Here is a 21,863-nt window from a genome sequence, read left to right as displayed (position 1 = left end):
GCAGTGTTTGTGGCTTTACTGTGTTTGGCACCGATAGTGCGCTGGTTTCAGATCCTGACATAAGGCACACGGTAAGAATATGAAGGCCGCCTGAGGGCGGCTTTTTTGTCCCATAAGGGATGCTTAACAAAAGGTTTCTGATATGGATAAGCAGGCATTAGCGCTTGAATTAAAACAGGTCATTAAGAAGGTCGTAGACTATCCCAAACCGGGTATCGTGTTTCGTGACGTCACCAGCCTGATGCAGGATGGCCCAAGTTTCAAAAAGGTTATTGATGCCTTCTGCCAGTATTATGCAGATAAAGGCATTACTAAGATTGTCGGCACAGAATCGCGTGGTTTTATCTTCGGTGCACCGCTGGCTTATGCGATGGGAATATCGTTTGTGCCGGTACGTAAACCAGGGAAACTGCCACGGCAGCGTATCTCTCAAAGCTATCAGCTTGAATACGGTGAAGATGCGTTGGAGCTGCATGCAGATGCTATCAGCAGTGGCGACAAAGTATTATTAGTTGATGACTTGTTGGCAACTGGCGGTACCATTGATGCAACGGTCAAACTGGTACGGCAATTAGGTGGTACGGTAAATGATGCGGCTTTTGTGATTGCTCTGCCTGAACTGGGTGGTGTTAAACGGCTGGAGCAAGCCGGATTAAATATCCTTAGTTTGGTTGAGTATAGCGGCGAATAAGTTTAGTCTGTCTCTGCATACAACTACTAAGACATCAGCAGCCGTTATGAGTTATCAGGTATTAGCACGCAAGTGGCGTCCGCAGCATTTTGCCCAGTTAGTTGGGCAGGAGCATGTCAAAAATGCCCTTAGCAATGCCCTGAACAATAACCGGCTGCATCACGCCTATCTGTTTACCGGTACCCGCGGTGTTGGTAAAACCACCATAGCGCGTATTTTTGCTAAGAGTTTAAACTGCGAACAGGGCATAAGCGCTACGCCTTGTGGCCAGTGTAGCGCTTGTGTCGAGATTGACGCGGGTAACTTTGTCGATTTGATGGAAATCGATGCGGCATCGCGAACTAAAGTCGAAGACACACGCGATCTGCTGGATAACGTGCAATATGCCCCCAGCCGTGGCCGTTTTAAAGTGTATCTGATTGACGAAGTGCATATGCTGTCCAAACACAGCTTTAATGCCTTACTTAAAACGTTGGAAGAGCCGCCACCGCACGTTAAGTTTTTACTGGCAACAACAGACCCACAGAAATTGCCCATAACGGTACTGTCACGCTGTTTGCAGTTTAACTTGCTGGCGCTTAGCCCTTCGCAAATTGAACAGCATCTGGCGTATGTGCTGGAGCAGGAGCATATTCCTTTTGAAGCGGCAGCATTAACGATGTTGGCGCGCGCAGCTAAAGGCAGTTTGCGCGACTCTCTGAGTTTAACCGATCAGGCCATTGCACAAAGCAATGCAGATATCACTGTAGAAACCACGCGCAACATGCTCGGCTTTTTGGATCAAAGCTGGGCGCAACTGTTGTTGCAGGCGGTTATCGCGCAGGATGCAGCACAGCTGCAAATCCAGCTGGCAGCGTTGGTACAGCAACACAGCCATTTCAGTCAGGTGCTGGACGATATGCTGGCGCTGCTGCATTTAACGGCATTAAGTCAGTTTAGCCAAAGCGCTGCAGCTTTTTCTGCACAGCAAGATTATGTAATGCAGCTTGCAGAAAAACTGGCTCCGGCACAGGTGCAACTTTACTATCAATTATTAATAAGCGGTAAGAAAGAACTGCCGTATGCACCAGATCCGTTAACGGGACTGGAAATGGCGTTGTTACGGGCAATGGCGTTTGCGCCAGAGACGCAGCAGAAAGTTGCCCCTTCAGCCGCAAAGGCGTCAGTCGCTCCGGCAGAAGTGGCGTTACAGCCTGCTGCTGAAGCTGTAGTAAAAACCGCACGCCCTGAAAATACCCACACGCCGGCCAGCGAAAGTCCGGCCAATAGCTCAACGTCAGTTGCCATCCCGCAGTCAGTGCAAGCTGAAGCAAAACCAGAGAATGTCGAAGGGATAGACCCGGTTACTGCCCGTATTATGGCACGACGTGGTGTTCTGGTAACCGCAGCTTCACCGGCAAAAAAGTCTGAGCGCCAGCAGGCGCCGACAGAGACCGGCGATCTAAGTCTGGCCACAGCTGTGGCAGCCGGTTCGAAACAAAATGTGACGCAGGTGAGAGAAGTGCAATATGCTTCAGCACCAGCACCAGCACCAGCACCAGCGGCTGATGCTCTCAGTCTTGCAAAGTCGCAGACAGCTGAGGTAGTGCTGCCAGAGCTCAGCGCGGCCAGTTATGATCAGGATAGTTATCCGGCGGATGACGCCGATATGCCAGAGTATGATATGGCGGCAACAGACGGCTTGTGGCAGCAGTATGAACAGGATATGCAATACACTGACACACCACAACAGGTTCAGCTAGAGCAGTTTGATGGCAGCATTAACGAACAAAATTTTTCTGTCCGGCATGCTGCGCAGGTTGATGCCTGGGCGGCCCGCGTTGAGACACTGGATACCGGCGGTTTAAGCCGGCTGTTTCTGTTAAATGCCGCTATGCAGCTAAAAGGTAATGTGCTGAACCTGACGGTGGCTCAGAGCCAGCAGCACCTTGATAGCATGGCATTCAGAACTAAATTACAACAGGTGCTGCAGCAAAGTTTTAATCAGCCGCTTGAGATAAATATTAGTTATCAACCTGAAGTACCGGATAGCCCGCTGTCTATTCAGCAGAGAATTGTGCAGGAACGCTTGGTTTATGTCAGCCGCCTGTTGCAGCAGGATGAAAAAGTACTGCAGTTACAACAAATGTTTGATGCGCAAGTGCTGACTGACACCATCACAGTGAATTGATGTGCTAATTCGCACAACTTGTAATTTGGCGACGAAGTTATTATCTTGTCGCCGTTAAAGTGCAGCACAGTCGTGCTGTCAGGCAAACTTAATTTTACAGCAGGTATAAAGCTATGTTTAAAGGCGGTATGGGCAATATCATGAAGCAGGCGCAAGCCATGCAGGAAAAAATGCAGAAAGTACAGGCCGAAATCGCCGCTATGGAAGTAACAGGTGAAGCTGGTGCTGGTCTGGTTAAGGTGACGATGCTGGGTAACCACAATGTACGCCGTGTCAGCATTGATGATAGCCTGATGCAGGATGACAAAGACATGCTGGAAGATTTAATAGCTGCGGCAATCAATGACGCTGTGCGTCGCGTTGATGAGAGCAGCAAAGAAAGGATGGCGGCAGTGACAGGCGGCTTACAGTTGCCTCCTGGTATGAAAATGCCATTCTGATGAGCCGTTTTACGCCACTGCTGCAACAATTGATAGATACCCTGCGTGTTTTACCCGGCGTAGGGCCTAAATCTGCGCAACGCATGGCATTTGCATTGCTTGAGCGCAACCGCGAAGGTGGTTTGCAGCTTGGCGCTGCGCTTAATGCTGCTATGACTAAAGTTGGCCATTGTCAGCAGTGCCGTACATTCAGTGAAACAGACCTGTGTCCTATTTGCGCAGACCCTACCAGGGCAGAAGATGGTATTATCTGCGTGGTTGGTTCAGCGGCTGATCAGCTGGCTATAGAGCAAACCGGTCAGTTCAGTGGGCGCTACTTTGTTTTACAAGGCTATTTGTCACCGCTCGATGGTATAGGCCCGCAGGATTTAGGCCTGGACAAATTGCAGCAATTATTTGCAGACGACAAGGTGCAGGAACTGATCCTGGCAACCAACCCCACAGTGGAAGGTGATGCTACAGCCTTTTATATTGCCGAGCTTTGTCACCGGCAAAATGTAAAAGTATCGCGCATAGCCCAAGGCATTCCGGTAGGTGGTGAGCTGGAATTTGTCGATGGCACCACACTCTCGCATGCTTTTAGTGGCCGCAAAGCGTTTTAAACTGTTAAAACCTTGCTTGAAATCCGGTTAATTCTCCCCATATTAGTTGTCAGTGTTCGGCTGCGTGATGCAGCCTGATGTAAAACAGTCAAACTTTGATGTTCGAGGATTAGCACAATGAGTGATACTACAGCCACTTCAGCCGGCCAGAAACAAACACACGGCTTTCAAGCCGAGGTGAAACAGCTGCTGCAGCTGATGATCCATTCACTGTATTCCAATAAAGAAATTTTCTTGCGCGAGCTGGTATCGAATGCCTCCGACGCTGCAGACAAATTGCGCTTTCTGGCACTGTCTGACGGCAGCTTGTACGGCGATGATGGCGAGCTGCGCGTACGTATAAGCCTGGATGAAAAAGCCCGGACCTTAACAGTCAGTGATAACGGTATTGGTATGACTCAGGAAGAGGTGATAAGCCACCTGGGCACTATTGCAAAATCGGGCACCAAAGAGTTCTTCTCGCAATTGTCTGGCGACCAAAGCAAAGATTCTAAATTAATTGGTCAGTTTGGTGTGGGTTTTTACTCTGCATTTATTGTGGCCGATAAAGTAACAGTACGTACCCGCAAAGCCGGTGCTGCGGCGAATGAAGCGATTGAGTGGGAATCTGCCGGTGAGGGCGATTACAGCATTACGCCTATCAGTAAAGATAGCCGTGGTACAGATATCGTGTTGCACCTGCGTGAAGGTGAAGACGAGTTTTTAAGCCGCTGGAAAGTAGAAAGTATCGTTACCAAATATTCTGACCATATCAGTATTCCGGTAGAGCTGTGGCAGGAAGAGCAGCCTGAACGTGATGGCGCCGATGGTGAGAAAATCGCTGCCGTGCCTGGCCACTGGCAGGCAGTAAACAAAGCCACTGCGCTTTGGACCCGGGATAAATCTGATATCAGTGATGAAGAGTATCAAGAGTTTTATAAGCACATCTCGCACGACTGGAGCGAGCCGCTAAGCTGGAGCCACAACAAGGTTGAAGGTAACAATAACTACACCAGTTTGTTGTATGTGCCGAAGAAAGCACCTTTTGATATGTGGAACCGTGATGCACAGCATGGCCTGAAATTATATGTGCAGCGTGTGTTTATCATGGACGATGCTGAACAGTTCATGCCTAGTTATTTACGTTTTATCAAAGGTTTACTGGATTCAAGCGACCTGCCTCTGAACGTGTCGCGTGAAATACTGCAGGACACGAAAGTCACTCAGGCATTGCGTAAGGGTTGTACCAGCCGTGCGCTTAAAATGCTGGAGAAACTCAGTAAAGACGCCGAGCAGTATCAGACTTTCTGGAATGAGTTTGGCCAGGTATTGAAAGAAGGCCCGGCTGAAGATATGGCGAACAAAGAGCAGGTTGCGGCTTTACTGCGCTTTGCGTCAACCCATAACGATGATAGTACGCAAAATGTGGCATTGGCAGAGTATGTCAGCCGGATGAAAGAGGAGCAGGATGAGATTTATTACATCGTTGCCGACAGTTATGCAGCAGCGAAGCATAGCCCTCACCTGGAAGTTCTGAAGAAAAAAGGCCTTGAGGTACTGCTGTTATCTGACCGTATCGACGAATGGCTGGTTCAGCACCTGTCCGAGTTTGATGGTAAAAAACTGCGCTCTGTGGCCAAGGGTGGGCTGGATTTATCCAAGTTGGATGATGAAGAGACGAAGAAAGCTCAGGCTGAGACTGAACAGGCGTTTGCGGACGTATTAAGCCGGTTTAAAACCGCGCTGGGTGAGCAGGTGAAAGATGTTAAAGTCAGCCATCGTCTAACTGAAAGCCCGGCTTGTGTGGTCACTGACGAGTTTGATATGAGTACCCAGATGATCAAACTGATGGAGTCAGTAGGGCAAAAGGTACCTGATGTTAAACCTATTTTTGAACTTAACCCTGAACATCAGCTGGTAAAACATGTAGCTGAAGAGCAGGATGAAGACAGGTTCAAACAGTGGGCTGAAGTCTTGTTTGATCAGGCGTTGCTGGCAGAGCGTGGCAACCTGAAAGATCCGGCAAGTTTTGTCTCACGTTTAAACGGCCTGTTATTATCTCTGGCTAAGTAAGTCTTTAATTCAGGCACAGCTTTGCTGTGCCTGAACCTTATTCAGTTACTACAGTTTATTGTTTTTTAGTAAGTTTTACCTTCTTAACCTGTTCAATCTCCTATACCCGCCACAACGCTCTATGAGAACTACGTGGACAATGCATGCCTGACGGTAAATAAAAAAGCTGATGAGCCTACACAATCGTCATAGCATTGTTCTGGCAAACATGTATCTGGTTAATGTAGTTGGAAATCCCTAATGGCATACTGTCAGGAGCTGCCTATAACGATTTACAACTTTAGTCGATAGACCGCACAGTTCCCGCCGCACTTAACTGCGCTTTTTACTGCTTTGACAACAAAAAACGCAGTGAATGCGGTCTTTTAATAGCTGTAAGACTAAAGACCAGTGAAATAGCCAGACCAGTTAACGCTGACAGACAAATTTCTTGTTTCAGGCTGCACATTGTGTAAAGATCCTGCCTTTATTATTAATGGATCAATCCCAAGACATGAGGGTGTTGCTATGCGCATAATTTTGTTGGGTGCCCCGGGTGCCGGTAAAGGAACTCAGGCTCAGTTTCTGATGAGTAAATATGGCATTCCACAAATTTCTACCGGTGATATGCTGCGGGCTGCAATTAAGGCCGGTACCGAGCTTGGTTTAGCAGCGAAGCAGGTAATGGACGCCGGACAGCTGGTATCAGATGACATTATTATCGGACTGGTGAAAGAGCGTATCGCCCAACCTGATTGCAGCAAAGGCTTTTTGCTCGACGGCTTTCCGCGCACTATTCCGCAAGCTGATGCAATGAAAGAAAAAGGCATAGTGATTGATCACGTTATTGAATTTGATGTACCGGATGAAGTGATCGTTGAGCGTATGAGTGGGCGTCGTGTTCACCCTGCATCAGGCCGCGTATACCATATCCGCTATAACCCGCCAAAAGCTGAAGGTAAGGATGACGTTACTGGCGAAGAGCTTGTTATCAGGCCTGATGATGTTGAAGAAACCGTGCGTAAGCGTTTAGCTATCTACCATGAACAAACTGAACCTTTAGTTGGCTACTATCGTGCTGAAGCCGAAGCCGGTAACACCCGCTATCACCATATTGATGGTACTAAGGCTGTCGATGCAGTAACCAGTGAGCTGGTGAGTTTGCTCAGTTAGAACAACGCTCAGATAAAAAAAGAGATAAATAAAAAGCCCTGAAATATCAGGGCTTTTTATTTAAAGTAAGGTTAAACCTCAGGCGACTTTCTCTGCATTTAACAATTGCGCCCCGGTCTGAGCTGCACTGTTGCCAATGCTGATTTTACGCGGTTTTAGTGCCTCAGGCACTTCCCGTACCAACTCAATATGCAACAGACCATGTGCCATATGGGCACCGGTTACTTTAATGTAGTCTGATAGTTGGAACTTGCGTTCAAAGTTTCGCTCCGCTATGCCTTGATGAACAAAGCGGCGGCCTTCGTCTTTGCCTGCTTTCTGGCCTTTAACCAGTAAAGTATTGTGTTCAGTTTCAATGCTCAGCTCCTGCTCATCAAAACCAGCCACAGCCATAGTAATACGGTACTGATCTTCACCGGTGACTTCGATATTGTAAGGTGGGTATGCTGGCTGCTTTTCATTGCGTGCAGCGGCATCCATTAAATTAGCCAGGTGATCGAAGCCGATAAAAGAGCGGTAAAATGGAGTTAAATCAATATTTGTCATAACCAATTCCTCATTAGCAAAAAGGTGTTTTGTTGCCCTTCGGTTGAACGGGCTGTTAACTTAACCGGCATTACGCCGGTTGCTGCCAGGTGCCGTATCCGGCCACCTGACTAGTTAATAAGGCTGGTCTGAAAATTTTCAAGCGGTGAAAACAAGTTTTTTATATCAACTTTTATTGGTCAGTGTTTTTAAAGCTTCCAGTGCTGCGGTATAGTCGGGTTCCTGCGCCAGTTCTGGTACAAGTTGCTGATATGCCAGTTTACCGTTTTCGTCGATGATCAAAACAGCCCGTGCCAGAAGGCCCATATCTTTGATCAGTAAACCATAATTACTGCCAAAATCCCGCCAGACAGCGTCTGACAACACTAGCATTTTATCTATTTGTTCTTGCTGACAATAACGTTTCTGTGCAAAAGGTAAATCAGTACTTATTGTTAGCAGTACAACATTCTGTGGCAAAGCGGCAATTTCAGCGTTAAAACGCTTTGTTTGCAATGAGCAAATGCCAGTATCTATACTAGGCACCACGCTGATCATCACGGTTTTACCTTTAAAGTCAGCCAGCGTGACTGTTTTAAAACTGCCGTCGACAACTTTGAAAGCCGGCGCTTTGGCACCTGCACTAATTTTATTACCAAGCAGGACAACATGTTGCTCTCCTGCTTTTACCTGGCTCAACCGTTCCGGTAAACGGGCTTGTAAATCCACAGCAGAGGCAGTAAAACTGAAGCTTGTTAAAGCAGCAGCCAGAACAGTGGTAGTATAGAGACGTGTGAACGCTGACATGATACAGCTCCTGTTAAGATTGAATGCACTAAAAGTAATACGCTGGAACACAACATATTTTTTGCTGTTTATGCCCGAACCAGAGATTTCAGTCTAGACTGAAATCAAGCCTCTATGAAGTGAGATGCCGATGACAACAGCGGTACTAATTTGTGATGACTCTAATTTGGCTCGTAAACAGCTGGCCAGAATACTACCACAGGAGTGGCAAGCGAGCCTGTTTTTTGCCGGCCACGGCGCCGAAGCCTTAGATACGCTGTTAAAGCAGCGTATTGATTGGCTGTTTTTGGATCTGAATATGCCGGTGATGGACGGTTATCAGGTGCTACAAGAGCTGCGAAATCGACAGCTGGATTTGAATGTTGTTGTAGTGTCGGGTGATGTTCAGCCTGAAGCGTTCGAACGGGTGAAAAGTCTGGGGGCGCTGGATTTTATCCGTAAACCGGTAGACAGTGCTAAATTACAGCAGCTGATGCAGCTACACGCGGTCAGAACCCCTCCATTGCCCGAGGCTGAACAAAAGAGGGTAGCACCAACAGCGTCGGCAGAGCTTAGCGCCGAGATGCGTGATGTGCTGCAAGAGCTAACCAATGTGGCTATGGGACAAGCAGGTGATCTATTAGCACGCTTGCTCAATGTGTTCGTTAAGTTACCCATTCCAAACGTCAATTTAATTGAAGTCAGTGAGTTACACATGGCGTTGGCGTCGGTGGAACATGAAACTACAACGTCTGCGGTGTGTCAGGGCTTTATTGGTGGTGGAGTCTCTGGCGAAGCCTTACTGATCCTAACTGACTCAAGCTTTAAAGATATTGCCCGCCTGATGAACTATCAGGGGGAGTTAACGGTAAAAATTGAACTTGAGTTATTGATGGACATTGCCAATATCCTGATTGGTGCTGTGCTAAAAGGCTTAGCTGAACAAATTGACATGAGCTTTAGCCAGGGACACCCGGTTGTGCTGGGGCAGCATGCTACGGTAAGTGAACTGATTAAAGCCAATGCCAGACGCTGGCGTAAAACGTTAGCAATTGAATTGAGCTATGGTATTGAAAACTATAATATTAGCTGTGATTTGCTGTTACTGTTTACCGAGGACAGCCTGAAAACACTGAATTATAAAGTTGCGTTTCTGCTGGAGGAGTAAGGATGTCACAAGCCCAGGTAGATGTTTCAGAAGTTCATTGGCTGATGGATATGTTTCAGACGGTGGACGTAGGTCTAGTGGTTTTGAACTGTGATTATCGTATTCAGGTATGGAACGGCTTTATGGAGAATCACAGCGGTTTAACGCCGCGTCAGGTTCGTGATCGTTATCTGTTTGATTTATTCTCTGAGATTGATGAAGACTGGCTAAGACGTAAGTGTGACCCGGTGATTTTGCTAAAAAATCGTGCCTTTACGATTTGGGAGCAAAGACCTTATATTTTTAAGTTTCGTAACTATCGTCCTATTACCGGTAGCGCTGAATACATGTATCAGAACAGCACCATCTTTCCGTTGTCAGATGCGCGCGGCCAGGTCACCCACTTATGTTTTATTATTTATGATGTGACGGACGTAGCCGTTAGCCGTATCGAGCTGGAATCGATGAACGGGCGCCTTAAGCAGCTAACAAAAACTGACTTTTTAACCCAGCTGTTTAACCGGGGACATTGGGAAGAAAACCTGATCCAGGAGTTTAAACGGTTACAGCGCTATGCCCATACCAGTACTTTACTGATGTGTGATATTGACCATTTTAAACGCATTAACGATACCTACGGTCATGCTGCCGGAGATGTTGTTATTCAGGCGATTGCAGAGGCGGTGCGCCAGACATTGCGTGCAACTGATATTGCCGGGCGTTATGGTGGCGAAGAATACGCGGTGCTGTTGGTTGATACTGCACTTGACGATGCTGCTGTACTGGCTGAGAGGTTACGGCAATCTGTTGAAGCTATGCTGATTAATTACAACGAACATAAGATAAAAGTGACACTGAGTCTGGGCATTGCCCAATACAGCGCAGAGATGAAGGAACACCGGCAATGGATAGAGGCATCAGATAAGGCGCTTTATCGCTCAAAAGCCAATGGCCGTAATCAGGTGACACGCTATCACGCCGATGAATAGCATCACAGCGTACCTTGCTCAGGACAACTGGCAAGTAGCTCAGTACTGCCATCGTCATTTAATTGTTCCAGATACACGGTAAACCCCCATAACCTGTGCAGGTGTTTTAATACCTGTTGTTGACTTTGCGCCAGTGGTATACGGTTTTGAGGCACATATCGCAGTGTCAGCGAACGGTCACCATTAAAGTCGACATTGTAGACCTGAATATTCGGCTCCAGTTGACTGAGATTATATTGTTGCGACAACATCTGCCGGATTTTTAAGTAACCCTCTGCATTATGAATGGCGGCCACTTCCAGGCTGGCCGCTTCATCATCGTCAACAATGGCAAATAAATGAAAATCGCGGATCACTTTGGGTGACAGATACTGACTGATAAAGCTCTCATCTTTGAAGTTCTGCATGGCAAAATGCAGTGTATCCAGCCAGTTACTGCCAGCAAGATCCGGAAACCACTCTTTATCTTCTGCTGTTGGATGCTCACATATACGGCGGATATCGGTAAGCATGGCAAAGCCCAGCGCATAGGGGTTGATACCAGAATAATACTTACTGTTGTAATCGGGTTGCGCCACTACATTGGTATGGCTGTGCAGTACTTCCAGAATAAAACGGTCACTTACTTTACCTTCGTCATACAGGTGCTGCAGTATGGTGTAATGCCAGAATGTAGCCCAGCCTTCATTCATTACCTGGGTTTGTTTTTGCGGATAAAAATACTGCGAGATTTTCCGCACAATTCGCACAATTTCACGCTGCCAGGGCTTTAGCAGGGGCGCATTTTTTTCGATAAAGTACAAAATGTTTTCCTGTGGTTCAGCTGGAAAGCGGGCGATAGATTCTGTGGTCTGTGCACTTTTTACCGGTATAGTGCGCCATAGATCATTTACCTGAGATTGCAGGTAGCTTTCACGCTCTTGCTGCCGTTTCTGCTCTTCATCAAGTGATATTTTTTGTGGCCGCTTGTAGCGATCTACGCCATAGTTCATCAGCGCATGGCAGGAGTCGAGCATATCTTCTACTTCGGCTATGCCATATTTCTCTTCACATTGGCTGATATAGTGTTTGGCAAATAACAGATAATCAATAATTGAGCCGGCGTCAGTCCAGGTTTTGAACAGGTAGTTGTTCTTAAAAAATGAATTGTGGCCATAACAGGCATGCGCCATCACCAGCGCTTGCATTGTTATGGTATTTTCCTCCATCAGGTAGGCAATACAGGGGTTGGAGTTGATCACAATCTCATACGCCAGACCCATGTAACCACGTTTGTAATTTTGCTCTGTCTGAATAAACTTTTTACCATAAGACCAATGATGGTATCCAAGCGGCATGCCAACGCTGGAGTAGGCATCCATCATTTGCTCAGCGGTTATTACCTCGATTTGATTGGGGTAAGTATCCAGATGGTACAGTTCAGCGACTCTGGCGATCTCCTGATGGTAGGCATCCAGCAGGTCAAAGGTCCAATCCGGGCCGTCAGGTAAACACTGAACTGCTTTTAGTTTTGCTTTGGCCATATCAATCCTCACTGCAATCAGTAGATGTATTCACGCTGCCTGTTTTTTGAATAGTTCGCGAAACACAGGGTAAATATCGCTGACATCCTGAATATGCTGAATAGCAAAGTTATCGTACACCGGCAGCAGCTTTTCGTATTCCTGCCACAAGCTCTGATGGGCTCTGGGCGTAATTTCTATATAGGCATAGTAGCGCAGCAGTGGTAGTAGCTTCGTCGCCAGCATTTCTGCACAAGGGGCACTGTCATCGGTCCAGTTGTCACCGTCTGATGCCTGAGCGGCATAAATATTCCACTCTACCGGGTTGTAACGTTCCTGCACTATCTCGTACATCAGTTTGACCGCGCTGGAGACAATGGTGCCGCCGGTTTCCTGTGAGTAGAAGAACTCTTGCTCATCCACCTCTTTCGCCTGGGTATGATGGCGTATATACACCACTTCGACATTTTTGTAGCTTCTGCTCAAAAACAAATACAGCAAAATATAAAAGCGCTTGGCCATATCCTTGGTGGCCTGATCCATAGAGCCAGACACATCCATCAGACAGAACATGACGGCTTTACTGGTAGGTTCTGGCCGTTTCTGGAAGTTACGAAACCGCAGGTCAAAGCTGTCAATAAAGGGCACAGCCGCTATACGGTGTTTTGTCACGTCTATTTCTTCAAGCAGTAAACGCAATTGCTGCTGATCCGGCACCGGCTCACGTTCAATAGCGGCAAGTTGCTGTTCCAACTCGCGTAAACGGGCTTTTTTGTCTGCTGTCATTGCGACGCGGCGAGCCAATGAACCCCGTAATGAGCGAACGATATCTATGTTACTGGGGACGCCTTCAGAGCGATAACCGGCTCTGACTGTTTTGTACTGTACCAGTTTATCCAGCTGGTTTTTTTTCAGATTGGGTAATTCCAGATCTTCAAACAGTAAATCCAGATACTCATCTTTAGAGATAGAAAACACAAAGTCGTCTGTGCCTTCGCCATCTGCACTGGCATCGCCCTGACCTGAACCGCCACCAGCACCACCCTGAGGGCGTTTTATCCTGTCCCCCTGACTGAACTGATCATTGCCGGGATGCACGATTTGTCGCCGCCCCCCTTTACCCTGATGGAAAAGCGGCTCACTAATATCCTTACTCGGTATCGTCACACTTTCGCCGCTACTGATATCGGTAACACTGCGGTTGCTGATTGCATCCGACACCGCTTTTTTTATCTGTTGCTTATAGCGGCGAATAAAGCGCTGGCGGTTCACCGCGCTTTTATTCTTGCCGTTCAACCGTCTGTCTATAAAGTGTGCCATACTGCCTCCGGCCAAGCTGCGTTACTGCGACTTACGAACACGCAGATACCACTCAGACAGCAATCTTACCTGTTTGCGGGTATAACCCTTTTCCATCATCCGGTTGACGAAATCATCGTGTTTCTTCTGGTCATCTGTCGACGTCTTGGCGTTAAATGAAATTACCGGTAGCAGCTCTTCTGTACTGGAGAACATTTTCTTCTCAATGACAGTACGTAATTTCTCATAGCTGGTCCAGGTGGGGTTTTTGCCGTTGTTTTTCGCTTTTGCCCGCAGCACAAAGTTAACGATTTCGTTGCGAAAATCTTTCGGGTTACTGATGCCAGCGGGTTTCTCAATTTTTTCCAGCTCGGCATTCAGTGCGGCGCGGTCAAACAGTTGACCTGTTTCCGGGTCACGGTATTCCTGATCCTGGATCCAGAAGTCGGCATAAATCACATAACGGTCAAAAATGTTCTGCCCGTACTCAGAATAGGATTCCAGATACGCGGTCTGAATTTCCTTGCCAATAAACTCGATATACTTGGGAATTAAGTAACCTTTTAAATGCTCCAGATAACGCTCTGCTACATCGGCCGGGAATTGTTCGCGTTCTATCTGTTGCTCCAGTACATAGAACAAATGCACCGGGTTAGCGGCAACTTCGGTACTGTCAAAATTAAATACCCGTGACAGGATTTTAAACGCAAAGCGGGTGGACAAGCCTGTCATCCCTTCGTCTACACCGGCATAGTCGCGGTATTCCTGATAAGATTTGGCTTTAGGATCGGTATCTTTAAGGCTTTCGCCATCATATACACGCATTTTCGAATAGATACTGGAATTATCCGGCGCTTTAAGCCGTGATAGCACGGCAAACTGAGCCAGTGAAATAAGCGTTCCCGGAGAGCAGGGCGCGGTATTGAGTTCACTGTGTTCGAGCAGTTTCTGATAAATACGCATCTCCTCGCTAACCCGCAGGCAGTAAGGCACTTTTACGATATACACCCGGTCAAGGAAGGCTTCATTGTTTTTGTTGTTTCTGAATGTTTGCCATTCTGATTCGTTACTGTGCGCCAGAATAATGCCGTCGAAAGGCAGTGCGGCCAAACCTTCGGTTCCGTTATAGTTACCTTCCTGAGTAGCTGTAAGCAGCGGATGCAGCACCTTAATAGGCGCTTTGAACATCTCGACAAATTCCATCAAGCCCTGATTGGCACGGCACAGGGCGCCTGAATAGCTGTATGCATCAGGGTCGTTTTGGGCAAAATGTTCCAGCTTGCGGATGTCGACTTTACCAACCAGTGACGCAATGTCCTGGTTGTTTTCATCACCCGGCTCGGTTTTCGCAATAGCCAGTTGATCCAAAATAGAAGGGTATTTTTTAACGACTTTGAATTGGCTGATGTCGCCATTAAATTCGTGCAGACGCTTACTGGCCCAGGGAGACATAATGTTGCGCAGATAACGTTTGGGAATGCCATACTCCTGCTGCAGGATATTACCGTCTTCGGTTACATCAAACAGGCATAGCGGATGGTCGTACACCGGTGAGCCTTTTAAATAGTAAATAGGCACCTGTTGCATTAAATGTTTTAGTTTTTCTGCCAGTGAAGATTTACCGCCACCGACCGGACCAAGCAGGTATAAAATCTGTTTGCGCTCTTCCAGGCCCTGCGCGGAATGTTTAAGGTACGACACTATTTGCTCAATAGCATCTTCCATACCATAAAATTCAGAAAATGCCGGATAGCGTGCTATGACTCTGTTTGAAAATAACCGGCTTAACTTGGGATCCTGAGCGGTGTCAATCAGCTCAGGCTGGCCAATGGCCAGCAGAAGGCGCTCAGCAGCGCTGGCGTAACAACTCTTGTCGCTTTTGCACAAGGCCAGGAATTCCTGGATGGTATATTCTTCTTCTTTTGCAGCCTCATAACGAGATTTGTAGTGCTCAAAAATACTCATACGCACCTCCAGCTTTGTAAACATCAGATAAGGGTAGCAGCCAAGCTGTTCCTCTAAGGTTAGACAGTAAAGCGCATTCCCGCCTGACTAATTGACAGAAATATCTACAATTTTCTTTTTAAGCTACGGTAGTGGGTGCGAAATGGTTTTATTGCGGTTGCGGACATAGTTGTAAAGCTATACGGACAAAAAACCCGGCAGTTGCCGGGTTTGTACAGGTGATATATTACTTGCTGAAGTTTTCGCTGGCGAACTTCCAGTTTACTAATGCCCAAAACGCTTCGAGGTATGAAGGGCGCGCATTACGGTAATCAATGTAGTAAGCGTGTTCCCACAGATCGACAGTCATGACCGGCGTCAGATCTTTGTCAGTTAATGGGGTTGCGGCGTTGCTGGTGTTAACAATGTCCAGGCTACCATCAGATTTTTTCACTAACCAGGTCCAGCTTGAGCCGAAGTTGTTTACTGCTTTGTCATTAAAGGCAGTTTTAAATGCAGAAAAAGAACCCCACTTGGCATTGATGGCGTCAGCTAAAGCACCTGTTGGCTCACCGCCGCCATTTGGTGACAGACAGTGCCAGTAAAAAGTGTGGTTCCACACCTGAGCCGCGTTGTTGAAAATACCGCCTTCAGAGGTACGGACAATTTCTTCCAGAGACTTGCTGGCAAAAGGTGTACCTTCAATCAGGCCATTTAATTTTACAACATAGGTATTGTGGTGTTTACCATAGTGGTATTCCAGCGTTTCAGCAGAAATGTGAGGTGCTAACGCGTCTTTTGCATAAGGTAAAGCTGGTAATTCAAAGGCCATAGTTGTTCTCCATTGACGTTGTTTATGTTGTCTGCATAGCGTAGACTACAAAACCTGACTAAAATACTCAAGTTTTACAGTGGTGGTGACGGCCTGCCTGGGTGTAGTGAAACTGTGTTGAGCAGAGCGTCGGGTCGTTGCGATGGAGATGGGGATTTTTTCCTGGATCTCAAGTGCCAGAAGTTGCATAACAGCGTAAAATATCTGCCAGTCTGAAAATGCTTATGTTGTGAGGTAGTGATGGAAACATTAGATAAAATTAAGCAGCAAATTGCTGAGAATCCGATTCTGTTATTTATGAAAGGCTCGCCGAAGTTTCCGAGCTGTGGCTTTTCCGCGCAAGCGTCGCAGGCACTGATTGCCTGTGGTGAGCAGTTTGCTTATGTTGATATTCTGCAAAACCCGGATATTCGCGCTGAGTTGCCAAAGTATGCAAACTGGCCAACGTTCCCACAGTTATGGGTTGAAGGCGAGCTGATAGGTGGTTGTGACATCGTGTTGGAAATGTTTCAACGCGGAGAGTTACAACCCTTAATCAAAGAAACCGCTGCCAAACACGAAACAGACACTGCGGCAGAATAACCCGTTCATCGATAAAAAAAGCCACTATAACGTGGCTTTTTTATCGGATCAACAGACATGGCTACACTGCATCCAGTGTCTCTGGATTGTCGTCTTCGGCCCCGGCACACGGCAAATTAGCCAATGGCCATCCTCCCAACTGCTGCCAGCGGTTAACGATATAACAAAATAGTTCTGCTGTGCGCTCGGTATCATACAAAGCACTGTGTGCTTCTTTGTTGTCGAAGGCTATGCCAGCTGTCTGACAGGCTTTAGCCAGCACTGTTTGGCCCAGCGCCAGTGCTGACAAACTGGTGGTATCAAAGGATACAAAAGCATGAAATGGCGACCGTTTGAAATTCAGCCTTTGTACCGCAGCATTAAAGAAACCCTGATCAAAAGCGGCATTGTGCGCAACAATAACACTGCGCTGACACCCCGCGTCTTTTTGTGCTTTACGCACGGCTTTGCAAATTTCGGTAATGGCTTCGCGTTCTGTTACAGCTGCACGCAAAGGATTAAACGGGTCTATACCGTTAAATGCCAGTGAGCTTGCATCCAGATTTGCACCTTCAAATGGCTGGACATGAAAGTGCAGTGTTTGCTGTGGGATCAGTTCGCCGTTGTCATTCATACCCAGCAACGTGGCTGCGATTTCCAGTAGCGCATCGGTTTTTGCATTAAAGCCTGCCGTCTCCACGTCGATAACTACCGGGTAGTAGCCGCGAAAACGTTGTGCAAGCAGAGAACTAGGTTGTGTCATAACATCGCCATTTAATAAATCAGCGGCTATTATGCCAAAAAAATGTGTCAGCGTCTTGTTGCGGCACAGTGCTTGCTAGCTTATGACAGGAATGGCAAAGAGTTGTTTAGTGTAATGAGAAGCCGGATTATGCGAACCTGTATAGCGCTTAGTGCGCTGATAACATCTACTGTGGCGCTGTCACAGCCACAATTGCGTCAATATTCTGCCGCGATTGAGCAGTCAAGCTGGTTGTTAAGTAAAAACTCGCCGGTAGAGTGCCAGTTACAGCATGAAATACCGCAATTTGGTCAGGCGGTTTTTCGCAGTGTGGCCAGCAAAGGGCTGAATCTGGATTTTGAATTGCAGATGCTACGTTTGCCAGACAGTTATGCGCTGGCTGAAGTGCTGTCTGTGCCGCCGTCCTGGCGCCCGGGCGAGCCTGCTAAGGCCGTCGCCAGCATGCAGCTGCTGAAGCAATATAACGGCGAGTTACCAAAGAAAACAGCCTGGACATTGCTGACCGAATTGGAGCATGGCTTTAGCCCGACATTCTATTTTAGCGATTGGTACAGCCCGTACGATAAAGTGGTTGCAGCGATGAATCCTGTGCAATTTCTATCTACCTATCAGAAGTTTAATGTCTGCGTGTCTAAGCTTCTGCCTTACAGTTTTGATGATATTGCGTTTACCGTGCTAAGTTATGAAAGTGGTGGCGATCAGCTAACCCGGGAGTCTGAACGCAGGCTTGCTCAGATCGCGGAATACCTGAAATATGATCCCGAAATAGACTTTGTTGAAATTCAGGGTTACACCGACAGTTATGGCGGCCGTTGGATGAACGAGCAATTGTCGGTGAAGCGGGCGGAGAAAGTGAAAAGCTTTTTTGTGGCAGCAGGACTGAGTGAAGAGCGGGTGCAGGTCGAAGGCTTTGGCGAACGGCGGCACGTTGCGCCCAACGATACGGCTATAGAGCGCAAAAAGAACCGCCGGGTGGTTTTGCAGCTGACTAAACCCTGAGCCGGTTGCCGGCTCAGTTTTGCACCATAATATCGACCTGGCGCCACTCATCCCGGCTTGAGATCAGAATGCGTACACGGTTACCGTTCACGGTAAAATACAGCTGTTCGCGACCATAATTCTGCTGGGCCATCTCTGGCTGTCCAAGCTGTTGAATATAATAATCACGCAGGGCTGATTCACTTTGCTGGCTGAAAAAACTCAGCACTGCAGGCATTTTGTTATCCAGACGGGCAAACTCCCGTGCATCGGCCGGTACCGGGATTTGATAAAAGTCGTTGCCATAGCTTTTAGTTGAAAAGCCACAAAGGATAAAAGCCACACTCAGAAAAGCCACTAAGCGCATGATATTTCCTTATTTTAATTTGCTTTGTTTTATCTACCTTAACAAATTTTTCTCCAGTGCGCCGCAAGATTATATTGTATTGAGCTGCACAGGCTGAGGCTGAGTGCGTTTTTCAAATAAGCGCATTGCAGACAATATTTTATCGCCACTAAAGGGTTTAACAATAAAGGTCGCGGCGCCGGCTGCTATGCTTTGTTGCACATTTTCCAATGTGCTAAAGCCACTGATCATCGCAACAAAGCATTCCGGGCGTTCTTGCTTAAACTTTTTCAGCAGCTCCAGACCAGAGCTGTCTGGCAGCTCGATGTCGAGAAAGACTAAATCCGGTGGTTGCATATTGAACATCGTTAGTGCCGACGAGGCATTATGCGCGTTAAAAAAGCTGAATGTAGTGTGCTTTAGCAGCTTACTGCTGGTCAAAGCCATGATGTTGTTACGTAGCAGTTGTCGGCTGTAGTCTACATCGTCAACCAGTAAAATCTTTGGCTCACGCATTACGGTCTCCAAACTGCTGAATAAATTCAGCAAAATACTGGCAGCTGTGTTTGAGGTCGTCCATCGGGGCGTCAGAAAGCAACTGTTGCTGCAGATTGTCAGCCAGTTCAGCGAGGGTCGCTTCACCAAAGCTGGCGGCTCCGCCTTTAATTTTGTGGCAGATCCGACGCAAGGTTTCGCGTTGTCCGGTATTTAACGCCTGGTTGAATTCAATGCTCAGCTGCTGCAGATTCTGATAAAACAACTTGGTCAGTTCAGTATCCAGCACCAAGGCCACAGATTTATGCTGCGGGGTTTGTTGCAACAGAGCCGCCAGCAACTGAATATCCACGGGTTTGGGTAGCACCTGGTTAAAACCGCTGTCTGCAATGTCATCGGCGGACATCGCAAAAATGGGCCTGTCGTAGCCAAGCCGCCTTAACATGTGCATTGCGGTGAGACCGTCACAGACCGGCATCTGAATGTCCATCAACAGGATGTCATACTGATAACTTAATGCTTCGGTGACGGCTTCTGCGCCATCGGGCACCGCTTTGGTTTGCATACCAAGGTTTCGGCACTGAGCTTCAAGCAAAGTGCGCATAAAGTTATCGTCTTCGGCTATCAGTATCTGTTTTGTTTGGCTCATAGTCGCCTCTGTAAACGCAACAACAGCGTCAGGCTAGAACCGGTTTGCGCTTAGCCTGTTAATAAGTGACAGATTCAACGGTAGAGGTTCTGCACAAATTTGGCAAGCCAGTAATTCGGCCAGCAAAGGTGACAGCATAATACCTCTGGCACCTAAAGCACCAAACAGATAAAGGCCGGGCTGCTCTGTTACTGTGCCGACAACTGGCAAATGATCAGGTAGGGTTGCCCTGAATGCCGCTGCAGCACCGGTAATTTCAGCGTCTTCAAGCCACTCTGGGTGATGTAGCTGAGCCTTTGCCAGCTGCAGGTTTTCCTGATCATCCTGTTCGGTTATTACCGGCTCTGCTGATAAGCGGTCAAAAGTAGCACCGATACAATGCAGGCCCTGCCACTGTGGTGTGATGTATCCCTTATGGCATAGCACGGTTTTAAGTGGTGCCATTGCGTGTTGTTTAACATGGCTGACCTGGCCGCGGATCTTATTCAGTGGTAATACTTTACTTTGGTCAAAATTTGCCAGTTTACTGCCGCAAGCCAGCACTAATTTTGTTGCGCTGATTTCGCCTGTGTTGGTTGTGAGAAGCCAGGCGTCTTGTTGGCGGGTGAGCGCGGCAACATGGCAGTTCAGGCTAACGCGGAACTTGACTTGCTGCTGCAGAAAATAAAATGCCTGCTGACAAAACTGCTGCGGACTGAGCCAGCCAGCCAGTGGATAGTAGATGCCATTGTGGCTAACGGGTAACCCGGCTATAACTGAAGCCTGGTCTGCAGTTGCCGCCCTGACAAGCGAGTCTGGCCACAGCGCTTTACTGATTAGCTTTTGCTGGCGCTGCTGCAACTGCTCATTGGTGGCCAGATGCAATAACCCACACCAGTCCATTGCGAAATCTAAACCGCAGCTAAACCAGCGTTGGTAAAACTGCCTGGCATATAAAAAGGCCAGCGCATGGAGCTGGCTTTCCGGTGTCAGATTAGCATGCAGGTTAGGATAAACCGCGCCCTGGCGGTTTTGCGACGCTTGGGCGGCGACGTTGTCATCTTCGCAAATCAGGTGTACTGCAATACCACGTTGGATCAGCGCCAGAGCAGTACACATTGAGGCTATACCACCGCCGATAATCGTTACCTCCTGCGTTTCAGGTTCGGGTTGCGCAGCAGATAACTCCATCCGGGCTGTTAACATCTCGCGTTTTCTGCCAAAGCCTTTTACTTTAGCCAGGGTAAACCCGGCTTGTTGCAACCCCCGCTTGACGAGACCGGCAGAAGTGAAGGTGGCGACACTGGTACCGCTGTGGCTGAGTCTGGCTAAATTGGTAAATAACTCAGGTTGCCACATGTCGGGATTTTTACTTGGCGCAAAACCATCAAGATAAATCGCATCAGCACGGCTGCTAATTTCTGGCAGTAAGGTGTTTACATCACCAAGCCACAAATCCAGTATTACACTGCCGTTGTCAAAACTCATTCGGTGACAACCACTTAATGGCAACGGATACGCAGCCAGCAACAGCTGGCACAGCTCTGACAGTTCAGTGTGTATAGCCAGTGCGCGGGTCAGATCATTTAAGCTTAACGGGAATTTCTCGAAGCTACTGAAGTACAGGCGCTGGCAGGTCGATGCAGGGAACTGCTGCCGATGCTGACGAAAACGTTGCCAGCTGAGTAAAAAATTAGCGCCGGTGCCAAAACCGGTTTCAATGATATGAAAGGCTTTGCCGGTATGGCTTTGCCAACGCTGTGGTAAACCATTATGCCGCAGAAATACGTAGTCCGTTTCTGCCATACCGCCGTCATTAGAAAAATAGACGTCGTCAAAGTCAGAAGCTACCGGCGTACCCTGTTCATTAAAGTGTATTTTAGCGTTGCTAAGCTCGGACATAGACTGCGGATCCACAACAAAATTCGGCTTGTAGTTTACCTTAAGCTACCGCAGAATTG

21 protein-coding genes are annotated in these 21,863 nt (G+C 47.6%); 10 read left to right on the top strand and 11 right to left on the bottom strand.

The window, feature by feature from the left end:
• Positions 1 to 142 precede the first annotated feature (142 nt).
• The 6 genes from apt to adk all read left to right on the top strand — a co-directional run bounded on the left by apt (position 143) and on the right by adk (position 7,107).
• Positions 143 to 691 carry an adenine phosphoribosyltransferase gene (apt, locus tag AC5SV9_RS05330; RefSeq protein WP_475146948.1) on the top strand — a complete coding sequence of 183 codons (549 nt, stop codon included), beginning with the start codon at positions 143 to 145 and terminating at the stop codon, positions 689 to 691.
• A gap of 46 nt (positions 692 to 737) precedes the next feature.
• Entirely contained in the window at positions 738 to 2,861 is a 2,124-nt protein-coding gene (gene dnaX / locus AC5SV9_RS05325) for a DNA polymerase III subunit gamma/tau (protein ID WP_475146946.1), read from the top strand.
• A gap of 113 nt (positions 2,862 to 2,974) precedes the next feature.
• Complete coding sequence (locus tag AC5SV9_RS05320; RefSeq protein WP_134057066.1) at positions 2,975 to 3,301, top strand: YbaB/EbfC family nucleoid-associated protein; 327 nt, start codon at positions 2,975 to 2,977, stop codon at positions 3,299 to 3,301.
• Complete coding sequence (recR, locus tag AC5SV9_RS05315; RefSeq protein WP_475146943.1) at positions 3,301 to 3,903, top strand: recombination mediator RecR; 603 nt, start codon at positions 3,301 to 3,303, stop codon at positions 3,901 to 3,903. The genes AC5SV9_RS05320 and recR overlap by 1 nt, the downstream gene beginning before the upstream one ends.
• 117 nt (positions 3,904 to 4,020) lie before the next feature.
• Complete coding sequence (gene htpG, locus AC5SV9_RS05310) at positions 4,021 to 5,955, top strand: molecular chaperone HtpG (RefSeq protein WP_475146941.1); 1,935 nt, start codon at positions 4,021 to 4,023, stop codon at positions 5,953 to 5,955.
• 507 nt (positions 5,956 to 6,462) lie between these two features.
• Positions 6,463 to 7,107: an adenylate kinase gene (gene adk, locus AC5SV9_RS05305; RefSeq protein ID WP_134057060.1), complete on the top strand. Its 645-nt coding sequence runs from the start codon at positions 6,463 to 6,465 to the stop codon at positions 7,105 to 7,107.
• A 78-nt stretch (positions 7,108 to 7,185) separates the two neighbouring features.
• Here the strand turns inward: adk and AC5SV9_RS05300 are convergent, their stop codons facing one another.
• Together AC5SV9_RS05300 and tpx are read right to left on the bottom strand one after the other, a co-directional pair.
• Positions 7,186 to 7,653 (bottom strand): Hsp20 family protein, encoded by a 468-nt coding sequence (locus AC5SV9_RS05300; RefSeq protein ID WP_475146939.1) that lies wholly within the window; start codon positions 7,651 to 7,653, stop codon positions 7,186 to 7,188.
• Between the two features lie 165 nt (positions 7,654 to 7,818).
• A complete protein-coding gene (gene tpx / locus AC5SV9_RS05295; RefSeq protein ID WP_475146936.1) occupies positions 7,819 to 8,439 on the bottom strand; it encodes a thiol peroxidase in 621 nt (206 codons plus the stop codon).
• A gap of 130 nt (positions 8,440 to 8,569) precedes the next feature.
• On the opposite strand from tpx, the gene AC5SV9_RS05290 reads away from it, so the two are divergent.
• Together AC5SV9_RS05290 and AC5SV9_RS05285 are read left to right on the top strand one after the other, a co-directional pair.
• Positions 8,570 to 9,586, top strand: coding sequence for a response regulator (locus AC5SV9_RS05290; protein ID WP_475146934.1), 1,017 nt, complete (start codon positions 8,570 to 8,572; stop codon positions 9,584 to 9,586).
• A gap of 2 nt (positions 9,587 to 9,588) precedes the next feature.
• Complete coding sequence (locus tag AC5SV9_RS05285) at positions 9,589 to 10,554, top strand: sensor domain-containing diguanylate cyclase (protein ID WP_475146932.1); 966 nt, start codon at positions 9,589 to 9,591, stop codon at positions 10,552 to 10,554.
• A 2-nt stretch (positions 10,555 to 10,556) separates the two neighbouring features.
• Here AC5SV9_RS05285 and AC5SV9_RS05280 read toward each other — a convergent pair whose 3' ends face one another.
• The 4 genes from AC5SV9_RS05280 to sodB all read right to left on the bottom strand — a co-directional run bounded on the left by AC5SV9_RS05280 (position 10,557) and on the right by sodB (position 16,131).
• Complete coding sequence (locus AC5SV9_RS05280; RefSeq protein ID WP_475146931.1) at positions 10,557 to 12,077, bottom strand: SpoVR family protein; 1,521 nt, start codon at positions 12,075 to 12,077, stop codon at positions 10,557 to 10,559.
• Between the two features lie 30 nt (positions 12,078 to 12,107).
• Positions 12,108 to 13,376 (bottom strand): YeaH/YhbH family protein, encoded by a 1,269-nt coding sequence (locus tag AC5SV9_RS05275; RefSeq protein ID WP_475146929.1) that lies wholly within the window; start codon positions 13,374 to 13,376, stop codon positions 12,108 to 12,110.
• Positions 13,377 to 13,397: 21 nt separating this feature from the next.
• Complete coding sequence (locus tag AC5SV9_RS05270) at positions 13,398 to 15,320, bottom strand: PrkA family serine protein kinase (protein ID WP_475146927.1); 1,923 nt, start codon at positions 15,318 to 15,320, stop codon at positions 13,398 to 13,400.
• A gap of 226 nt (positions 15,321 to 15,546) precedes the next feature.
• Positions 15,547 to 16,131 (bottom strand): superoxide dismutase [Fe], encoded by a 585-nt coding sequence (gene sodB, locus AC5SV9_RS05265; RefSeq protein WP_226767649.1) that lies wholly within the window; start codon positions 16,129 to 16,131, stop codon positions 15,547 to 15,549.
• Positions 16,132 to 16,371: 240 nt separating this feature from the next.
• On the opposite strand from sodB, the gene AC5SV9_RS05260 reads away from it, so the two are divergent.
• Positions 16,372 to 16,713, top strand: a complete 342-nt coding sequence (locus AC5SV9_RS05260) for a Grx4 family monothiol glutaredoxin (RefSeq protein WP_475146924.1) — start codon at positions 16,372 to 16,374, stop codon at positions 16,711 to 16,713.
• A gap of 61 nt (positions 16,714 to 16,774) precedes the next feature.
• Here AC5SV9_RS05260 and rnt read toward each other — a convergent pair whose 3' ends face one another.
• Positions 16,775 to 17,455, bottom strand: coding sequence for a ribonuclease T (gene rnt / locus AC5SV9_RS05255; RefSeq protein ID WP_475146921.1), 681 nt, complete (start codon positions 17,453 to 17,455; stop codon positions 16,775 to 16,777).
• A 129-nt stretch (positions 17,456 to 17,584) separates the two neighbouring features.
• On the opposite strand from rnt, the gene AC5SV9_RS05250 reads away from it, so the two are divergent.
• Positions 17,585 to 18,454 (top strand): flagellar protein MotY, encoded by an 870-nt coding sequence (locus tag AC5SV9_RS05250; protein ID WP_475146918.1) that lies wholly within the window; start codon positions 17,585 to 17,587, stop codon positions 18,452 to 18,454.
• 13 nt (positions 18,455 to 18,467) lie between these two features.
• Here the strand turns inward: AC5SV9_RS05250 and AC5SV9_RS05245 are convergent, their stop codons facing one another.
• The 4 genes from AC5SV9_RS05245 to mnmC all read right to left on the bottom strand — a co-directional run bounded on the left by AC5SV9_RS05245 (position 18,468) and on the right by mnmC (position 21,804).
• Positions 18,468 to 18,800, bottom strand: coding sequence for a hypothetical protein (locus AC5SV9_RS05245; protein ID WP_475146915.1), 333 nt, complete (start codon positions 18,798 to 18,800; stop codon positions 18,468 to 18,470).
• Positions 18,801 to 18,869: 69 nt separating this feature from the next.
• A complete protein-coding gene (locus tag AC5SV9_RS05240; RefSeq protein WP_475146914.1) occupies positions 18,870 to 19,295 on the bottom strand; it encodes a response regulator in 426 nt (141 codons plus the stop codon).
• Positions 19,288 to 19,923, bottom strand: a complete 636-nt coding sequence (locus tag AC5SV9_RS05235; RefSeq protein ID WP_475146911.1) for a response regulator — start codon at positions 19,921 to 19,923, stop codon at positions 19,288 to 19,290. The genes AC5SV9_RS05240 and AC5SV9_RS05235 overlap by 8 nt, the downstream gene beginning before the upstream one ends.
• A 33-nt stretch (positions 19,924 to 19,956) precedes the next feature.
• Complete coding sequence (mnmC, locus tag AC5SV9_RS05230; RefSeq protein WP_475146909.1) at positions 19,957 to 21,804, bottom strand: bifunctional tRNA (5-methylaminomethyl-2-thiouridine)(34)-methyltransferase MnmC2/FAD-dependent 5-carboxymethylaminomethyl-2-thiouridine(34) oxidoreductase MnmC1; 1,848 nt, start codon at positions 21,802 to 21,804, stop codon at positions 19,957 to 19,959.
• Positions 21,805 to 21,863 lie beyond the last annotated feature (59 nt).

This window comes from Rheinheimera sp. ATLC3 (genome assembly GCF_059429535.1).
Note: the sequence above shows the minus strand (reverse complement) of the source record. Positions and strands in the feature narration are given on the sequence as shown.